19 protein-coding genes and 2 pseudogenes are annotated in these 17,039 nt (G+C 69.8%); 15 read left to right on the top strand and 6 right to left on the bottom strand.

Annotation, left to right across the window (positions count from 1 at the left end; translation table 11 throughout):
* Window positions 1-100: 100 nt before the first annotated feature.
* Complete coding sequence (locus ACWENQ_RS45780; protein WP_452419767.1) at window positions 101-1,234, bottom strand: sensor histidine kinase; 1,134 nt, start codon at window positions 1,232-1,234, stop codon at window positions 101-103.
* An 11-nt stretch (window positions 1,235-1,245) separates the two neighbouring features.
* Window positions 1,246-1,920, bottom strand: a pseudogene (locus ACWENQ_RS45775) (response regulator transcription factor).
* Between the two features lie 156 nt (window positions 1,921-2,076).
* Between ACWENQ_RS45775 and ACWENQ_RS45770 the strand changes: the two are divergent.
* From ACWENQ_RS45770 to ACWENQ_RS45755, 4 genes and pseudogenes are all read left to right on the top strand, one after another.
* Window positions 2,077-3,942 (top strand): alpha/beta fold hydrolase, encoded by a 1,866-nt coding sequence (locus ACWENQ_RS45770; RefSeq protein WP_452419766.1) that lies wholly within the window; start codon window positions 2,077-2,079, stop codon window positions 3,940-3,942.
* A gap of 50 nt (window positions 3,943-3,992) precedes the next feature.
* A pseudogene (locus ACWENQ_RS45765) lies at window positions 3,993-4,730 on the top strand (tyrosine-type recombinase/integrase); the annotation flags it as partial.
* Window positions 4,731-4,809: 79 nt separating this feature from the next.
* Window positions 4,810-5,007, top strand: a complete 198-nt coding sequence (locus ACWENQ_RS45760) for a hypothetical protein (RefSeq protein WP_452419765.1) — start codon at window positions 4,810-4,812, stop codon at window positions 5,005-5,007.
* Between the two features lie 168 nt (window positions 5,008-5,175).
* Window positions 5,176-5,418, top strand: a complete 243-nt coding sequence (locus ACWENQ_RS45755; protein ID WP_452419764.1) for a hypothetical protein — start codon at window positions 5,176-5,178, stop codon at window positions 5,416-5,418.
* Window positions 5,419-5,444: 26 nt separating this feature from the next.
* Here the strand turns inward: ACWENQ_RS45755 and ACWENQ_RS45750 are convergent, their stop codons facing one another.
* The 3 genes from ACWENQ_RS45750 to ACWENQ_RS45740 are packed head-to-tail and all read right to left on the bottom strand — an operon-like array spanning window position 5,445 to window position 6,970.
* Complete coding sequence (locus ACWENQ_RS45750; RefSeq protein WP_449931729.1) at window positions 5,445-6,263, bottom strand: CPBP family intramembrane glutamic endopeptidase; 819 nt, start codon at window positions 6,261-6,263, stop codon at window positions 5,445-5,447.
* Window positions 6,260-6,703 carry a serine hydrolase gene (locus tag ACWENQ_RS45745; RefSeq protein ID WP_452419763.1) on the bottom strand — a complete coding sequence of 148 codons (444 nt, stop codon included), beginning with the start codon at window positions 6,701-6,703 and terminating at the stop codon, window positions 6,260-6,262. The genes ACWENQ_RS45750 and ACWENQ_RS45745 overlap by 4 nt, the downstream gene beginning before the upstream one ends.
* Before the next feature lie 42 nt (window positions 6,704-6,745).
* Entirely contained in the window at window positions 6,746-6,970 is a 225-nt protein-coding gene (locus tag ACWENQ_RS45740) for a response regulator transcription factor (protein WP_452419762.1), read from the bottom strand.
* A gap of 111 nt (window positions 6,971-7,081) precedes the next feature.
* Between ACWENQ_RS45740 and ACWENQ_RS45735 the strand changes: the two genes are divergently transcribed.
* From ACWENQ_RS45735 to ACWENQ_RS45685, 11 genes are all read left to right on the top strand, one after another.
* Window positions 7,082-9,214, top strand: coding sequence for a peptidase domain-containing ABC transporter (locus ACWENQ_RS45735; RefSeq protein ID WP_452419761.1), 2,133 nt, complete (start codon window positions 7,082-7,084; stop codon window positions 9,212-9,214).
* Window positions 9,215-9,267: 53 nt separating this feature from the next.
* Entirely contained in the window at window positions 9,268-9,429 is a 162-nt protein-coding gene (locus ACWENQ_RS45730) for a hypothetical protein (RefSeq protein WP_449931738.1), read from the top strand.
* Window positions 9,430-9,442: 13 nt separating this feature from the next.
* Entirely contained in the window at window positions 9,443-9,601 is a 159-nt protein-coding gene (locus ACWENQ_RS45725; protein ID WP_354911575.1) for a hypothetical protein, read from the top strand.
* Between the two features lie 79 nt (window positions 9,602-9,680).
* A complete protein-coding gene (locus ACWENQ_RS45720; protein WP_452419760.1) occupies window positions 9,681-10,664 on the top strand; it encodes an MvdC/MvdD family ATP grasp protein in 984 nt (327 codons plus the stop codon).
* Window positions 10,661-11,773 carry a TIGR04500 family putative peptide maturation system protein gene (locus tag ACWENQ_RS45715; RefSeq protein ID WP_452419759.1) on the top strand — a complete coding sequence of 371 codons (1,113 nt, stop codon included), beginning with the start codon at window positions 10,661-10,663 and terminating at the stop codon, window positions 11,771-11,773. Before ACWENQ_RS45720 ends, ACWENQ_RS45715 begins: the two co-directional genes overlap by 4 nt.
* Before the next feature lie 307 nt (window positions 11,774-12,080).
* Window positions 12,081-12,836, top strand: a complete 756-nt coding sequence (locus tag ACWENQ_RS45710) for a hypothetical protein (protein ID WP_452419758.1) — start codon at window positions 12,081-12,083, stop codon at window positions 12,834-12,836.
* A 57-nt stretch (window positions 12,837-12,893) separates the two neighbouring features.
* On the top strand, window positions 12,894-13,367 hold the full coding sequence (locus ACWENQ_RS45705; protein ID WP_452419757.1) for a DUF1330 domain-containing protein: 474 nt from the start codon (window positions 12,894-12,896) through the stop codon (window positions 13,365-13,367).
* Between the two features lie 193 nt (window positions 13,368-13,560).
* Window positions 13,561-13,737: a transposase family protein gene (locus ACWENQ_RS45700; protein WP_452419756.1), complete on the top strand. Its 177-nt coding sequence runs from the start codon at window positions 13,561-13,563 to the stop codon at window positions 13,735-13,737.
* 77 nt (window positions 13,738-13,814) lie between these two features.
* On the top strand, window positions 13,815-14,021 hold the full coding sequence (locus tag ACWENQ_RS45695; protein WP_452419755.1) for a transposase family protein: 207 nt from the start codon (window positions 13,815-13,817) through the stop codon (window positions 14,019-14,021).
* Window positions 14,022-14,369: 348 nt separating this feature from the next.
* Window positions 14,370-14,621, top strand: a complete 252-nt coding sequence (locus ACWENQ_RS45690; RefSeq protein ID WP_452419754.1) for a hypothetical protein — start codon at window positions 14,370-14,372, stop codon at window positions 14,619-14,621.
* A 673-nt stretch (window positions 14,622-15,294) separates the two neighbouring features.
* Window positions 15,295-15,672 (top strand): nuclear transport factor 2 family protein, encoded by a 378-nt coding sequence (locus tag ACWENQ_RS45685; protein WP_449931749.1) that lies wholly within the window; start codon window positions 15,295-15,297, stop codon window positions 15,670-15,672.
* A 73-nt stretch (window positions 15,673-15,745) separates the two neighbouring features.
* Here the strand turns inward: ACWENQ_RS45685 and ACWENQ_RS45680 are convergent, their stop codons facing one another.
* A complete protein-coding gene (locus tag ACWENQ_RS45680; protein WP_452419753.1) occupies window positions 15,746-16,867 on the bottom strand; it encodes an IS630 family transposase in 1,122 nt (373 codons plus the stop codon).
* Window positions 16,868-17,039: the final 172 nt, after the last annotated feature.

The following is a 17,039-nucleotide window of genomic DNA, read 5'->3' as shown; positions in this document are numbered from 1 at the left end:
CCGCTACGACAAACGCGCCTACATGTTCCTGGGAACCGTCACGGTCGCAGCCTTGGTCATCTGGCTCCGCACGTGATCCAGGAAACAGCTCCTAATCCGGTTATGTGGCCGTACGTGACCAGGTTTGCGGTACCTGACTGTTTGGCGGTATGTGGTGGTGGGGGGTAGGCAGTTGAACGACGATACGGAGTCCGCCCGCAGGGCGCGGGACGATGGTGAGGGATCCGTCGTGTGCTTGGGTGATGCTCTTGACGATCGCCAGGCCGAGGCCGACGCCTGCGTGGTCGTTGCGTATTCGTTCGGTGCCGCGCTGAAACGGTTCGGTGAGTGTCGAGACCAGCCGCGGGGAGAGTTTCTCGCCGGTGTTCTCGACAGTGAGTACCACGGTCTCGGGGCGGACGCTGGTCTTGACCCAAACAGTGCCCTGTTCGGGCAGGTTGTGCACGATGGAGTTGTGCACAAGGTTCGTCGTCATCTGCAGCAGGAGCGCCTGCGACCCGACAGCCGGGGTGATGCCACCGGAGGCATCGATGGTGACACCGCGTTTCTCGGCGAGCGGGAGCAGTGTTTCGATGGCCTCGTCCACGAGTAGGGACAGGTCGACAGGTTCTCGGGTGAAGGACCTCTGGCCGGCGCGGCTGAGCGCGAGTAGCGCCTCAGTGAGGTCGATCGCTCGAGCGTTGACGGCGTGAAGGCGGTCGACGAGTTCGCCATGGTCGTGTGTCGGATCATTGCGGGCCACGTCGAGAAGTGACTGCGAGATCGCCAGCGGCGTGCGCAGTTCGTGCGAGGCGTTGGCGGCGAATCTCCGCTGTTCGGCGACGTGTGCTTCAAGCCGTACGAGCATGGCGTCGAAGGCGTCGGCGAGTTCGCGGAACTCGTCTTTGCGGCCTTCCAACCGGATCCGGTGGGAAAGTGACCCGTTCGCGGCCATGCGTGTAGCGTCCGTGATGCGGGTCAGGGGGGCGAGCATCCGGCCGGCGAGAATCCATCCTCCCAGGAGACCGAACACCAGCAGGAACGCCGACACGATGGCCGCGACCGGAGTGAACGAACGCATGATGGCGGAGCGGTCGATCATCAAGTCACCGGTGGTGTAGACCGCATCATCGGGTAGGCCTCGCAGGAAGTAGACCAACACGGCGGCGAGCAGCAAGGCACCTGCGAGCATGAGAAAGCCGGCGTAGCTGAGGGTGAGTTTGAGGCGAACGCTCAACCCAGGCGCTCTGTCCACGGTCTCCTCCCTCACGACCGCGTGTCTGGTTGAGTGCCGATGCGGTACCCGGCGCCGCCGACGGCGGCGATGATCCCCGGTTCGCCGAGCCGTTTGCGCCGTGCCGAGACGGTGATGCGGACGGCGTTGGTGAAGGGGTCGGCGTTCTCATCCCACGCTCGCTCCAAGAGTTCTTCGGCGCTCACGACACCGCCTTCGGCTGCGACGAGGACTTCGAGCACGGCGAACTGTCTCCGGTGAGCGCGACGTAGCGGCCGTCGCGGTAGACCTCGTGGCGGAACGGGTCCAGCCGCAGGCCGGCGATCTCTCGCACGGGTGGCCTGTTGTGGGCGCGCCTGCGGTGGAGCGCTCTGAGACGGAGCACGAGTTCTTTGATCGCGAAGGGCTTGGTGAGGTAGTCGTCGGCGCCGATCGAACCCGGAGGCCTTGTCGTCGAGCCGGTCGGCAGCGGTGAGCATGAGGATGGGCATGCCGCTGCCGGAGGCGACGATGCGTTCGGCGATCTCGTCGCGGGAGGGGCCGGGGATGTCGCGGTCGAGGACGGCGATGTCGTAGGCGCTGATGCTCGGCAGTTCCAGAGCGGTGTGACCGTCACCGGCGAGGTCGGCGGCGATCGCTTCCAGACGTAGGCCATCGCGGATGACTTCTGCCAGGAATAGCTCGTCCTCGACGATCAACTCGCGCATGCCCCCGAGGCTACGAGCCGACGCATATCGTCGGCATATCGAAAACCGCATACGCGCTGGCAACACCCACGCTGGCTCAACTTATGACATGAACCACAGCGAACCAGCACGAACATCGCCCCGTCGGACTCCCGGAGTCCTGTGGGCGGAGGCCACATGCGTGTACTGAGGACGATTCTGGTCGGCTTGGTGGCGCTGGTCGCCGCCGCGCCGCCGCCGGCCGCCACGGCGGCGGCCGGCGGCGGCCGGCACGAATGCGCCACCGCGACCAGCCGGTGTATCGGCACCCTGACCGTCCCCCTGAACTGGCAGGATCCGCACTCGGAGAAGATCACCATCAGGTTCGGGTACATCCCGCGGGCCGACCGATCGCGCCCAGCCCGCACCTCGATCCTGGCGATGCCCGGCGGTCCGGCCCCGCTCGGCCCCAACGCCGAGCGCGTCGACGCCTTCCGGAAGGTCTTCCAGCCTCTGCTGGACCACTCGGACATGATGATCGTGGAGTTCCGCGGGTTGGGCGAATCCGCGCCGCTGCGGTGCAAGGCGCTGCAGCAGGGGAATCCGGAGTCGGTCGGCCAGTGCGCGCGCGAGCTCGGCGACAGGGCCCAGTTCTTCAGCAGCGACCAGTACGTCGCCGATGTGGAGGCGGTGCGCGCGGCTTTGGGCCTGTCCAAGGTCACCGTCGTGGGATCGTCCTGGGGCGCGCTGAGCGGACAGGCCTACACGACCCGCTACCCGGACCAGGTGCGCGCCCTGTACATCGAGAGCATGATCGGCCCAATCGACCAGGCCGGCCGGTGGCAGCTCGGCGAGTCGGAAGGCAAGGAGATCCAGGAAGCCATCGCCCACTACGCCCGCGCCTGCCGGCGATCGTCGGCCTGCCGCCGAACCGCCGGCGGCGACCCGCAGGCACGCTGGGAAGCGGTGGTGCGGAAGACGCGCGCCGACGGCGACAGCGCGCTGACCCCGCAGCGACTGCTCGGGGCGCTGCGGTCGACCTCTGATCCAGCCCTCGCCACCGACGCGACCGCGGCCACCGCCGCATACCTGGACGGCGACCCGGCCCCGCTGCGCCGCGTGCTCGACCGGGCCGCCCCGCTGGCCGGCAACAAAGGCGCAGGATCCAAAGCGCCGTCCAAGGAGTCACCGGACAGGGCCGGTACGACGGCGTACCTGTGTTCCGACCCGCGCTGGCCGTACGACCGCACCGCCGACGAGGCGACCCGGCGCCGCCAGTTGGAGACCTGGCATGCCGAGCGCAACCGGTACGCGCCGTTCACCCTCGCCGAGGCGGGCAGCGGTGCAGACTTCTGCGCAGGCTGGCCTACCCCGCGAGAGAACAACGCGATCGTGCCGCACCGGCCGGCGGTGCCGATGCTGGCCGTCGCCGGCGAGTTCGACCCGAAGGCGATCATGGGTGCACGCACCGCGGCGCGGGCATTCCCCCGCGGCCAGGCGGTCACCGTCCAGGCCGGGTACCACAACCCCGCGGTCGAGGGCCGTGGGCCGGGTGGCGAGTGCGCGCGACAGATCATGCACCGGTTCATCCAGAACCCGGGGCGGGTGTCCGACACGTCGTGCACGATGGCCAACTACCAGGCACACGGTCACTTCCCTGCGACCGCGGCAGCAGTACCGCCCGCCCGCGGCGGCGGGCTCGACACTCCGCAGCGCATACTCGTGGCGGCTGCGTTCGCCACCGCCGCCGACACGGTAGCTATGCACAACCCGCATCGCGCCTCGCGGCCGGACACCGAGCCCGGGCTGCGCGGCGGGAAGGTCACCAACGGTACAGACGGCACGATCACCTTGGACAAGGTCCGCTACGTCGCCGACCTCGCCGCCACCGGCACTGCCAAGGTCGCCGGCGACAAAGCCACCGCCAACCTCACCGTCACCGGCCCCGACGGCGCGACCCACCAGGTCACGCTGCAGTGGAAGGCCTTCACCGCTACTGACACCACCCTCGTCACCGGCACCCTCGACGGCCGGCCGTTCCGGGTAAACGTCCCCGGATACTGATCCACCCCACCCCTGGGGGCGCTCGCGCCCCGAGCGCCCCAGGGGTCCCGATGGCGGCACAACCAGCCGCCGAGACACCGGGGCTCCACGGAGGGACGTCGGTGGGCCAGGACGGCTACATCCGCGACGTCTCCTGGTGGCTGTGGTGGATCCAGGCCCGCGGCCTGGACCTGCGCGACGTCTCCTTCATCGAGGCCGACACCTACGCCGCCGCCATGCGGCACTCCGGCCTGGCCGCCGGCACCCGGCGCCGCCGCCTGTCGGCCTGCTCCAGCTGGTACGCCTACCTGCAACGGGCCGACGCCGCGGCGCGCAACCCGTTCCATCGCATGGAGCTGCCCAAACGCGCCGGCAAGCTCAGCCGCTACTTCACCGAAGCCCAGCTGGACGACCTGGTCGTCCACGCGGTCGCGCACGAATCCGCCCGCACCGCCGCCGTCGTCGCGGTGCTCAAGGCCACCGGCTGCCGCATCGGCGAGCTGACCGGCGCCCAGCTGGACGGCCTGGGCCACGCCGGCGACAACCGGATCCTCACCCTGCCCGCCAAGGGCGGCCGCCCGCACCGGGTCGTCCTCGACGACCACGCCACCGGCCCCCTGCTCGACGCCTACCTGGCCGAGCGGGGCGCGGCACCCGGCCCGCTGTTCGTCACCCGCACCGGCGCCCGGCTGCACCGCTCCTACGTGCTGGACCAGCTGCAACGGCTCGCCGGCGCCGTCGGCATCCCCGACCCGCACACGCTCACCCCGCACGCCATCCGGCACAGCATGGCCACCGCGCTGCTGCACGCCGGCGAACCCCCGCCCAGCTCGCCGCCCTGCGCGCGGACCCCGACCTCGCCGACAAGGCCGTCGAGGAGCGCTCGACGTGGTCCAAGCCCTGCTCGGCCACGCCGACCCGCGCACCACCCAGGCCTACCTGCACGTCGACCAGCTGGACCGCAGCCCCGCCCACCGCGCCGGCCGCCGGCTGGCCGCCGTCGTGGCCCGCCGCCTCCGGCCGCGCACCGAACCAGGTCCACGTCCCGCCGACATCACTCCGCCAGCCAGGAAGAGCACAATATGACGTCACTGCACCGCTCAACGGCCGACGCCGTGGGTCGTCGATGGCTCGCTACCCGGGGTACCGGGACCCCTATGCGGAGATTGCCCGCCTTTTCGGCCGTCTCAGCAGACGTGCGGTCAGGCGCGCAACCGCACGGTCAAGGCCGTCGAGCGGACCCTGCCCCTGGGGATGGTCGCCTACAGCCTGGTCATCATCTGGTACGCCTGCCATGCTCATCACGCCGCCGATGTCGTCGCCGAGCACCGCCGATGCGCTCCCTGGTACCGCACCAAGGGCCCGCCCAGCTTCGACGACATGCTCGCCCTGCTCCGCATGATCATCGCCTCACGATCTTCCGCTACCCGGCCTGCGCAGCCCGACCTCGCGAAAATCGAGGACAAGGCTCTGGCTTTGGCTTGCGCAACGGGATAACGGCCAAACTCGAGCAAGGAATCAACCTAACCCTCAAAAGACCCGCGGACGAGCTGCGCCCGGCTCGGGCGCATCAGCCACACGGCGGCGGCGAGCGTGAGCACCCAGCCGATCACTTCGATGAGCAGGTGATCCGTTGCATCGGGGACGGATTGCAGCAGGTACACCCGGACGCTGTTGATCGCTCCGTGCGTCAAAACCGCGGGCCAGACACTCCCCGACTGCCAGCGAAGTGCGAGCAACAGCGGCGCCCATGGCAGCATGCCCGCGTAGTAGATAACGATGTCCCAGAGTGGTCGATCACCGATGACGGCGAGGACCGGCAGGTGCCAGACGATCCAGACCAGACCGCTGACAAGGGCCAGCGGCCAGAATCCCCATGACGCGGCGCGCGTCGCCAGCCAGCCGCGCCAGCCGAACTCTTCGCCGATGGCGAAGACCGACTGCATGAGGAAGACCGGGACGATCCACATGGTCGCCGTGAAGATCTGGTCAAGCGGGTTGAGCTGCCAGATCCCCAATGCCAGTGCGATGGCGGTTTGGATCGCGGCGATCGCGGCGATGAGGCCGATGCCGATGCTGGCCCACTTGGGTGTGCCGCGCCACCTGGTGGCGAACGTCTCTCGGAACGTTCCGGGTCGTCGGGCAAGCCACATGATGATCGCTGCGAGCAGCGGGGTCTGTTGCATGATCGGAGTGATCAGGTTGTAGAAGTCCGTCGGGACGAGCCGGAAGACCATCGGAACGGACAGCGCGAAACACAGCAGGACGGCGATCGCGAAGAACCACGTGACATCGGTAATAGTTGATCTGGCAGAACTGGAGCGCGTGGGGGACGCAGTCATGATGACCTCGTTTCGTGCGGGCGCGAGGGTCTAGCTCGATGAACGTACGGTGATCTTGGTGTAGCGCGTCTTGAACTCGGGGTGAACTTGACGACCGGGTCGTCCACGGAGAATCCGTCCGTCAGCAGCATGATCGCCGTCGCCGTCATCGACTTGCTCAAGGACGCGATACGGAACGGCGTCCGGGGCGTCACCGCGTTGTCGTCCCCATCCCGGCCGCGGACGATCGTCTCGACGGACGACCCGTCGATCACGGCAGCTGCGACGCCCGGCGTGCCGTAGACGGAGCGGTAGTCGTCGATCAGCTCCTGGTCACCGGCATGGGCCGGTGCCGTCCAGCCGAGCAGCACGGCGAGCACGAAAAGGGAGATCACCAGCGGAAGGCGCAGACGTGGAAAGGACACGACATCGAACCTAGGCCGGACGTCACCGGCAGACATCACCCCAAGGTGTGAGACGGCACCACCCGGCAGGATGGAATCTCAGTCAGGCAGGTCGTTGCGACCCACGAGCCCGTTCTCGTACGCGTGGATCACCGTGTGCACGCGGTCGCGCAGGTCCAGTTTCTGCAGGACGGCCCGGACGTGCGACCTCACCGTGTTCTCGCTCAGCACCAGTTCCGCGCAGATCTCGCCGTTGGACCTGCCGCGGGCGAGCAGGCCGAAGATCTCGACCTCGCGCGGGGTGAGGCCGTCCAGGGCCGCCATCCTCGACGAGGCGGCTGGGCCGGCGTCCGGACCCGGATGAAGGCCGCTTGGGGAAGGCGTTCCAAGCGGTTACAACCCGGTTCAAAGGGGCGTGGCGAAGACTGCCGCTCCATGCGTGTTCCCGTTGTACTCCAGCACAGCATGGTCGAATGCGGCGCCGCGTGCCTGGCGATGGTCCTCGGCGCGTACGGGCGCCGCGTCCCGCTGCCCGCGCTCTCCGCCGAGTTGAGCGCGGGCAGGGACGGCGCGAGCGCGCTGGCCCTGGTGCGCGTCGCCCGCGCGCACGGACTCGACACCCGCGCGCTCGCGCTGCCGGCCGCCCAGGTGCCGCGGATCGTGCTCCCGGCCGTCGCGCACTGGCAAGGCAGGCACTTCGTGGTCGTGGAGCGTGTGGCCGGCGACCTGGTCACGATCGTCGATCCCGGTCGTGGGCGGGTCAGGGTGACCGGCGAGGAGTTCGCCCGCGACTACAGCGGCGTGATGCTCACCTTCACCCCGGGGAACGGCTTCGTACGCGGGCGCTTCGGCGATCGGCGGCCCTGGTGGGCGCGTTACGCCCGGTTCAGCGTGCTGGACCATCGCGCTCTCGTGGCCGTCCTGGTGCTGCTCAGCCTGCTCCTGCAGGGGTTCGGCCTGGTGCTGCCCGCGCTCACGGAGTACGTGGTCGACCGGGTCCTCGGCGCCGGCGAGATGGGCGCGCTGCCGCTGGTGGGGGCGGCCGCGGCCGGGGCCGCGCTCGCCCATCTCGCGGTGGGCGGGCTGAGGTCGTGGGCGCTGGTCGTGCTGCGGGCGCGGGCGGACACGGCGTTGTTCGACGGTCTGGCCAGGCGGCTGCTCGCCCTGCCGTTCCGGTTCTTCGCCCATCGGGGGTCCGCCGATCTGGTCTCGCGGATCAACTCGGCCGGCGTGCTGCGCGAGGTGCTCACCGGGCAGGTGCTGTCGGTCCTGCTCGACGCACCGCTCGCGGCCGGCTACCTGATCGCGGTCACCGTACGGTCGCCGCTGCTCGGCTCGGCCCTCCTCGTCCTGGTCGCGGCGCAGGTGGTGGTGCTGCTCGGCACCCGGCGGCGGATCCGCGAGCTGGCGCACCGCGAGCAGGAGGCGCGCAACGAGGCGCAGGGCCTGCTGGTCGAGGCCGTCAGAGGCGTCGAGACGGTCAAGTCGGCCGGGGCGGAGACCCAGATCCTGGAACGCTGGACAGGACTGCTGACCGCCCAGGCCGAGCGGGCGCGACGCAGCTCGTCGGCGCAGGGGCTTCAGGACAGCCTGCTCGCGGCGCTGGCGTTCGCCGCGCCGCTGGTGCTGCTGTGGGCGGGCGCGTGGCAGGCCACGCAGGGCCGGCTCACTCCCGGCGCGCTGATGGGCACGCTGGCCCTGGCCGCCGCCGCCCTCGCGCCGCTGACCTCGCTGACCAGGAGCCTGCGCGGCCTGCAGACCGCCCGTGCGCAGGCGGAACGGCTGGCCGACATCTGGGCGGCCGCGCCGGAGCCCCTGTCGCCGCCCCCGCCCCCCGTCAGCAGCCCGCGGACCTGGATCGAGCTGGCCGGAGTCGGCTTCCGTTACGCGCAGGAGAGCCACTGGATCGTGCGCGGGGTCGATCTGCGCATCGCCCCCGGCCAGAAGGTCGCTCTCGTCGGCAGGTCGGGGTCGGGCAAGACCACGCTGGCGCGCCTGCTGCTCGGCCTGGTCCACCCCGTCGAAGGCCGGATCAGGTACACCGGTACGGTGCGGCCCAGGTTCGGCGTGGTCACGCAGGAGCCGGCGCTGTTCACCGGTTCGATCGCCGACAACATCCGCCTGGGCAACCCGGACGCCGGCCAGGACGAGGTGGTCCAGGCGGCGAGGCTGGCGTGCGTGCACGACGACATCGCCGCCATGCCGCTCGGCTACCACACGCCGCTCACCGAGGGCGGTGGGCTGTCCGGCGGGCAGCGCCAGCGCATCGCCCTGGCCAGGGCCATCCTCGGCCGGCCTGAGATCCTGCTTCTCGACGAGGCCACCAGCCACCTCGACACCAGGACCGAGGCAGCGCTGAGCGCGAACCTCGGCACCCTTCCGCAGACCAGGATCGTGATCGCCCACCGCCTGAGCACGATCAGGGACGCCGACCTGATCGTGGTGCTCGACGGAGGCCGGATCGTCGAGGGCGGCACCCATGACCGGCTGGTGGCGGCCGGCGGCCTGTACGCGTCCTTGATACGCGCCCAGCTGGCCGACAACGCCTCTCAAGCCGGTTCAAGGTGATCACAAGTCAGGCTCGGCAGGCTGCTCCACGACACCAGAAGGGAGGGAAGCGCATGAACGTCATGCCGCGTACCGAACTCGGGGACATCACCCCCATCGGCGCCGAACTCGACGAGAGCACACTCGGCGCCATCAGCGGCGGAATGTACGACGAGGAGCAGTGCAAGCGCCTGTCGGTGTTCGACCCGCCGGGCATCTGCCAGCACGACTACTGAGAAGGAGGGTTGCGTGAACGTCATGCCGCGTACCGAACTGGGGGACATCACCCCCATCGGCGCCGAACTCGACGAGAGCACGCTCGGCGGCATCAACGGCGGTCAGGACCCCGTTTGGGGTGACGTCATGATGTGCTACTTCGACCCGCCGGGCTGGTGCGGGATGGACTGATCCCGCGATCATCCGACCGCTGTCCCCGCCCCCACGGGGACAGCGGTCCCTATTCCTTCCGCACACTTCGAGGAGTTCCGTGTCCCGCCCCCATGTCCTCATCCTCACCTGCGACGGTGACACCCACGCCGACCGGGTCAGGGAGCTGCTGGCCCGGCGTGGGGTCCGTACCGGTGTCTTCGACAACGGGGACCATCCCGCCCGGGCGCAGATCGAGCTGGCCTACGACGGCGGCGGGGCCACCAGGCGGCTGCTGCACACCCCGTCGGGCACGCTCGACCTGGGCTCGGTGACCGCCGTGTGGTGGCGGCGCCCCCGTCCGCCGTCGCCGCACCCGGCGATCACCGATCCCGCCGTGGCCGGCCACACCGTACGGGAGTCGGCCGCCGTGCTCGCCGGCCTGTGGGAGTTCCTGCCGTGCCGTGCCGTTCCCGGCAGGGAATCGGCGATCACGCGTGCCAGGCACAAGCCGTCCCAGCTCACGCTGGCCGCCGGACTCGGGTTCGAGATCCCGGAGACGCTGGTCACGGGCTCGGCACAGGCTCTTTGGGACTTCCACAACCGGCATGACGGGAACGTCATCACCAAGCCACTGGGGCAGCCGTGGGTGGAGGACCTCGCCGCGGGGCACACGGTGGTGCGCAAGTGCGAGTTCGTCTCGGGCCGGGACGTGGCCTATGCGGCGGGGCTGCGGTTCTGCCCTGTCATCACGCAGACGTACGTGCCCAAGCGGGTGGAGCTGCGGGTCACGGTCGTCGGGCGGGCGGTGTTCGCGGCCGAGATCCACTCCCAGGACAGCAACCGGGCCGGCACCGACTGGCGGAACTACGACCTCGGCGCCACCAGGCACGCCGTCCACCGGCTGCCCGGCGAGGTCGCCGACCGCTGCGTGGCGCTGACCGAACGCCTCGGCCTCGTCTACGGCGCCATCGACCTGATCCTCACCCCGGACGGCCGGTACGTGTTCCTGGAGATCAACCCCAACGGCCAGTGGTTGTGGATCGAGGACCTGACCGGCCTGCCGATCAGTCAGGCGCTCTGCGACCTGCTGGCCGGGCCATGACATCCAACGAGAGGACTGACGTGAACCTGCTCGCCGACGCGCTGGAATGGCTTCGCGGCCTGGACGGCGTACCGCCGCAGGACGCCCGTGAGCGGCTGGGGTCGCTGCGCGCCCGCCATCCCGGGACGCCGATGCGGCTGCTGTGGCAGCGCGAGGAGGCCACCGGCGACTTCCACTACGACCTGCTGTTCCCCGCGTTCGGCGAGACCGCGCCCGGGGAGAGTGCGTGCGGCGAGACCGTGTCGCTGTCCGTGGCGCCCGACCGCGCGATCCCGTGGCCCCTTCGCGGAGGTCAGCGGTCGGGCAACCATGTCCTGCTGCGCGTCAACGGCGCCGAGGTGACGTGGGAGGAGGCCGTCTCGGCGCTCGACGTGTTGTGGGAGGACGGCCGGCTGGCCCGCCGGCTGGTCGACGCCGTCCTCGTCGACCACGTCCTGGCCGCCAGGGACACGGAGCTGCCCCCCGACCGGCTCCAGCACGCGATGGACGCCTTCCGCAGGGCCCGCGGCCTGCTCACCGGCGAGGCGACGCGCCGCTGGATGACCGAGCGCGGCCTGAGCCACGCCAGGCTGGAGCAGATCGTGGCGGGTGAGGCCGCGGTGGCCGAGCTGCGGCGCGACGTGGTCGCGGATCTGGTCGAGGAGCACTTCGCCGCCCATCGTGCGGACTTCGACCGGCTGCGTCTGGTCCGGCTGCGTTACGCCGCCGCCGATGGTGCGCGGGAGGCCGCCGCTCGGCTGCGCGACGGCGCCGACCCGCTCGCGGCGGCGATGGAGGGCGTGCTCGCGGGCGTGGCCACGTGCCGGATGGAGGCCAACCACAGGGACGAGCTCGTCATGTTGTTCGGCTCGGCCGCTGAGCGGGCCGGCGCCGGGGACGTACTCGGGCCCGCGCGGCTGCCGGACGGCGGGTTCTGCGTGGCGCGGGTGCTGGCCGTGGAGCCCGCCGCGCTGGACGAGCTCACCCGCCTGCTCGTCGAACGGCGGATCTTCGACGAGTGGCTCGCCGACCGGCGGCGGGCGGCCCACCTGGAGTGGTTCTGGGGCAGCAGGGCCCGCACCGACGCGGCCACCGCCGAACTCACCGGCCGGGGCCCCGCCGCTTCGTGAAGCATCGCTTGGCCTGCCCACCCGCCTGGAGAAATCCGCACCAGGCCAGGCGGGCCACGGTCGTACGCACATGTCTGGTGAACCAGGGGATGCCCGTCAGGGTGGACCTGGCTCTCGCCGCGGCACGCGCCGACGAACCGAACGACCTCGCCGGAGCACGCTGGGTTTGGACGGAGCTGAAGCGGTGTTGAAACGTCGCGCCCTGACCGCCAACGGTCATCTCGACGCTCACTGGAGCTACCACACCGCGACGTCCGACCTATGAAATGTGCTGATTCTATGCCGCTGCCCGATCTAGGGTGCGGGCATGTCGTACGTGCTGCGCGGTGTTGTCGGTGACTTCGACCATCTCCGGTTCCTGTCGGATGATGTGCCGCGGGCTGTGGTGGTGCCGCTTCGGCAACGCTTGGGGCTGCTGCCGGTTACCGACGGGGTTTTCAACGAGCTGACCGACGTACGGCGGGAGGCCGGGCCGTTCACGTGTATGTCCCCGGCGTTCGCCGAGAGGCTGGAGGACTGGTCACGCGGCGGTCGCGTCGCCTACGTGGAGGCGGACTTCTGGGGTGGTGACGGCAGCCAGACCGCTGCCCTGTGGGAGAACGGCCGTCAGACCTGGGGTCCCGAGCACGCCTGGATCCCTGCGACTGCGGGACCGTGCGAGGACTGGCCGATCAACGCCATGCTCGCGCGCCTCGGAGCGGTCGGAACGGCTGCGCTGGACCTCTTCGACGCGGTCGGCTTCGGGCAGGAGCGCGACATGGAGGGGTGGCGCTGGGCGGGCGTGCGTGCCCTGGACGCCGCCGACTACGACGCCTGGGAGGCGGCGCGCCGTGCGAAGGAGGAGGCCGATACCCGCGCCGCCGCCGAACGTGACAGGTACGTCAGGCGTGACGATGTCCCCGTCGTACTCGACGGCAGGGCGGTGATGGAGGTGCTCGGCATCCCGTCGTCCCCGCCGGTGGGGGCCGCGATCCGGCATCTTCAGGAGGTTCACCTGGAACGCGGCTCCCTTACCCCCGACGAGGCCGCCACCGAGCTTCGCCGCTGGGCCCAGAGCCTGTGAAGTGCTCGATGAGGTCAGAGCAGCCGGGTGTTGACACCGCGGTGAACGCAGTGGCGAATGCCACAAGTCGGCCTGCGGCGCCAGATCGCCTACCTGCCAGGTAATCGCCCTGCCTACGAAGGGGGCGGCAGGATCGGCAGCGCACGCAGCGCACCGAACAAACCCCACCGGGAGGACACCATGCCGGCCTACGTCATCGCCCACCTGCAGGAGGCAGCCCCGCACCCGGAGATCGCCGAGTACATCGAACGACTCCCCGCCACCTTCGAGCCGTACGGCGGCCGGTACCTCGTCCACGCCACCCAGCACGAGGTGAAGGAGGGCAACTGGCCCGGACATGTCGTGATGCTCGGGTTCCCAGGGATCGCCGAGGCGCGAGCGTGGTGGGATTCTCCCGCGTATCGGGAGATCGCGCCGCTGCGCTCGCGGCACATCGAGACCGACCTCATCCTGGTCGATGGCGTGCCTGAGAACTACATCCCGACGGCGGCCGTCACCGCCATACGGGAGACGGCGGCCATGGCCGTGTAGGTCAGCATCTGGAATGACAGGCTGTCTTTACCTCCGCCACTGACCCCCGAACGACTTACCGGCGGGACCACTTACGACCTCGTGCATGGTTAGCCGTGGCCTGCGGCGTGAGTGATCGTTGATCTACGTGTGGCGAGAATCGTCAGGCGTTCGATCGTGGTGAACGACAGGCGCCCGTGGCGTCACCCACGATGTGCTGGGTTACTGGTTCGGCGTTGATCGCTCCACCATCACCCGCGCCATCGGGCAGACCCGCCCGCTGCTTGCCCAGCGCGGATGCCGCATCGCCCCCGGCCACAGACTCACCACGTTGGCCGAGGCGATCGCTTACCTGGGTGAGCGGCCAGAGAGCCATCTTGGACGCGACTGAGATCCGCGTGCGCCGCCCGGCGGCCGGTACCGCGGACCGTGCTCGTTTCGTCTCGGGCAAAGAGCCGGATCAACGCGATGAAGGCGATGGTGCTCACCGATGCCCATGGCGCGGTGCTCTACTGCGGTCAGGTACGTCCCGGATCGGTCGCCGATATTACCCAGGCACGGCAATCAGGACTGCTAGAGCTGCTGTCCGCCACCCAAAACGTGGAGATATTGGCCGATGCCGGCTATCAGGGCCTGAGCAGTCAAACCGGAGGCCAAGTCGTGAGGCGACTCTGAGGGAGGGCGGCGCGGGAGGCGAGCGTTGGCGGTGGCTGGGCCCGGCAGGTCAGTTGGTCCGGCTGGTGATCAGGTGGGGTCCGACCCATCCGATGTAGACGAGGCCGGTCCGGCCGGTGCCGCGCTACGGCAGGAGCCTGCCGTCCATGGCGTACGAACAGCTCGAAGAGCAGCGCGGCCCGCTCCGGCAAGTCGGCGGGGTGCCGGACGAAGACCGCCAGGCGCTCGAGCAGGCGCTGTTGAGGGCTGGCCGCAAGGCGGTCGCCACGCTGGCCGCCGCCCTGCACGGGGTCGCGATGAAGGCACTGGGCAGCGGCTACAGCACGGGGCCAACTTCAAGGTGTCCACGTGGGTGCCCCGCCAGTCGCGATGAAGGCACTGGGCAGCGGCTACAGCACGGAGGTGCTGATTGCTGGCCGGCCCGGCTCGTGGGAGTCGTCCACGCTGCTCGGCCGGCAGATCGGCGGCGAAGTCTCCGCGGGTCGGATCGACGCGGAGACGCGGGCGGTCGTCGAGGAGATCGTCGGCCGGTGGGTGCTCGGCTCCGTGGTCGACCAGGCCGGTGGGTGGGAATCCATCCGCACCATCGCCGCCGGGTGAAGCTCCCCGTCGGCGTCGTCCACAAGACCCTCACGGCCGCTGCTGAGGGCAACCCCGCCGACCAGTCCCCGACTTCCTGAGGAGAACGCCGTGCCGCTGCCGAAGATCCCGCTCGACGACCCGCGCGTGCGCTGCTCGTGGCCTGTCCGGCGGATGGACCGCCCTCAATCTCGTCGCGGCGTGCGACGGTGAGCCAGAGGTTGACTCACGGGGGCGCTGAGGTCATCGCCAGCCCGCCCACTCCCCTATGTTGAACTTTCCCGCGGCAGCTGCGCGGCGCTGGGGCTGCGGCTACGCCTTCACCGCCCGCCGCGCCAGGGTGTGACTGGTGGTGCTCACCGGCCGGCGCGACGGCTTTGGTGGACGGCTCTCCCGCCCCGCGGCCCTACCTGAAGGATGCTGGCTGGCAGCGGGAGAACCCCATGCACGGCAACGGCATGCAACCGCGATATCAGAGGTAGCCGAGACGGCGCTCCGTCGAGGCGATCAGATGTCGGTTCAACCGCCGGTCGCGACCGCGAGCACGGCCGCGCCGAGCCCGGTCACGTGGGCCGGATAGTGGCGGACGTCGCCAAGCGGGATCGGCTAGTGCTGTGACCGGGATGGGTCACCGTGATCGGGAGACGGCTCACGGGCCGACCGCGTTGCGCGAAGCGACTGGTATTACTGGCATATGCAGGAAGAGACCGCGCGGTCCGCGATCGACACGTTCATCTCCGCGTTCAACGCCTCGGACGACAGCCATGTGACTGCGCTGCTCTCCCAGGCCCTGACCTCGGACGTGGTCTTCTGGGGGCCGTTGGGCCGCAGCGAAGGGATCGAGGCGGTCGAGCGGTTCGTGCTGGACATCCGGCGCCACCCGGCGGGGACCGGCACGATGGTGCGCTGCTCGGCGGTAGACATGCCTGACGAGTGGGCCCGGTACCAGTGGGTCTTCACCACGCCGGATGGAGGTCCCCGCCTGGCGGGAACCGACGTCGTCCATCTGCGGCGGAGCCTCATCGACCAGATCATCGTCTTCGCGGGGGAGATCAAGCCGTCCGCCTCCTAAGTCATCCTTCTCTGGCACCGTCCTTCTCCTGAACCGGCCCGTTCGGCGCTCCGGGGCTGCGGTTCGCGGTTGGTCAGGCTGCGGTGTCGAGGGGGCGTCCGCCCCAGCGGACGCCTTTCTCGCTGCGGATGCGGGCACGTTCCTTGCGTTCGGCGGCCAGGACGTCGCGGTGGCGGGCGTTGGCGTTGCGCCAGCGCAGGTAGGCGTGCAGGGCCCGGGTCTGCACGGTGTGGTTGGGGTGGTTGGAGTTGGCGATGGTGAACTGCCTCAGGGGTCCGAAGTGCGCCTCGATCGGGTTGGCCCAGGACGCGTAGGTCGGGGTGAAGCACAGCTCGACCTTGTTCGTCTTCGCCCAGCGGCGGATGTCGGCGCCTTTGTGGGCGGACAGGTTGTCCAAGATCTCGTAGATCGGGGCGCCGTCCGGGCGGGCTGCGCGGATCGACTTCAGTGCGGTCAGCGTGTTCGCGGCACCCTTCCTGCGGTGGTTGACGCCCCACAGCCGGTTGTCGCCGATCGAGTAGCAGCCGTGGAGATACCGGACGCCGTGGGTGCGGTGGTAGGTGGCGGGCAGTCGGTCGGGGCGTTTGCGCTCGGCCCAGCCCAAGCCCACGGTGGGACGGATCCCCAGTGGCCCGAACTCGTCGAAGGCGAACACCCGGTCGGGAAAGCGGTCAAGGACCTCCTCGATCCGGTCCAGCTTCGCCTCGCGGTCGGGGTCGGGAGATTCCTTCCAGGTCTTGGTGCGCTGGAAGGTGATGCCGCGGCGGGCGAGTAGGCAGCGTAACGCCTCGCGGCCGATGTGGATGATCCGGCCGTGGACTTTGCGCAGGTAGGCGACGAGCTTGCGCAGGGACCAGCGGGTGAAGGGCTGGCCGAGCTTGGTGGGGCGGGTGGTGGCCGTCTGGATGACGAAGCCCTCCTCGTCAGAGCTGAGTTGGCGGGGACGGCCTCCCGCCCACCGAGGGTCCAGGCAGGCCAGGTCGATCTCGTTGAAGCGGTGGATCACATCCCGGACGGTGTCCTCGTCGGCCTGCACCAACTGGGCAATCACCGGCACCCGGTTCCCGCCAGCCGAGGCCAGCAGCATCATCGCGCGCCGGTAGCGCACCGAGCTGGTGCTGCCCCGACGCACGATCTGCCGCAGCTTCTGCCCCTCCTGGTCGGTCAGTCTGCGCACACGGACAGGCTCGGCCACCGCGCCTCCAGCGGTCGGATCGGACGTCACCGCCCATCCAACCGCCACGATCACCAAACCGGCGACCTATGCGGTCAGAGCACTAGGAGCTGTTTCCTGGATCACGTGCGGAGCCAGATGACCAAGGCTGCGACCGTGACGGTTCCCAGGAACATGTAGGCGCGTTTGTCGT

It is taken from the genome of Nonomuraea sp. NPDC004354 (genome assembly GCF_053602555.1).
The sequence above is the reverse complement of the archived record's forward strand: the minus strand, read 5'-3'. Positions and strand labels throughout refer to the sequence as shown.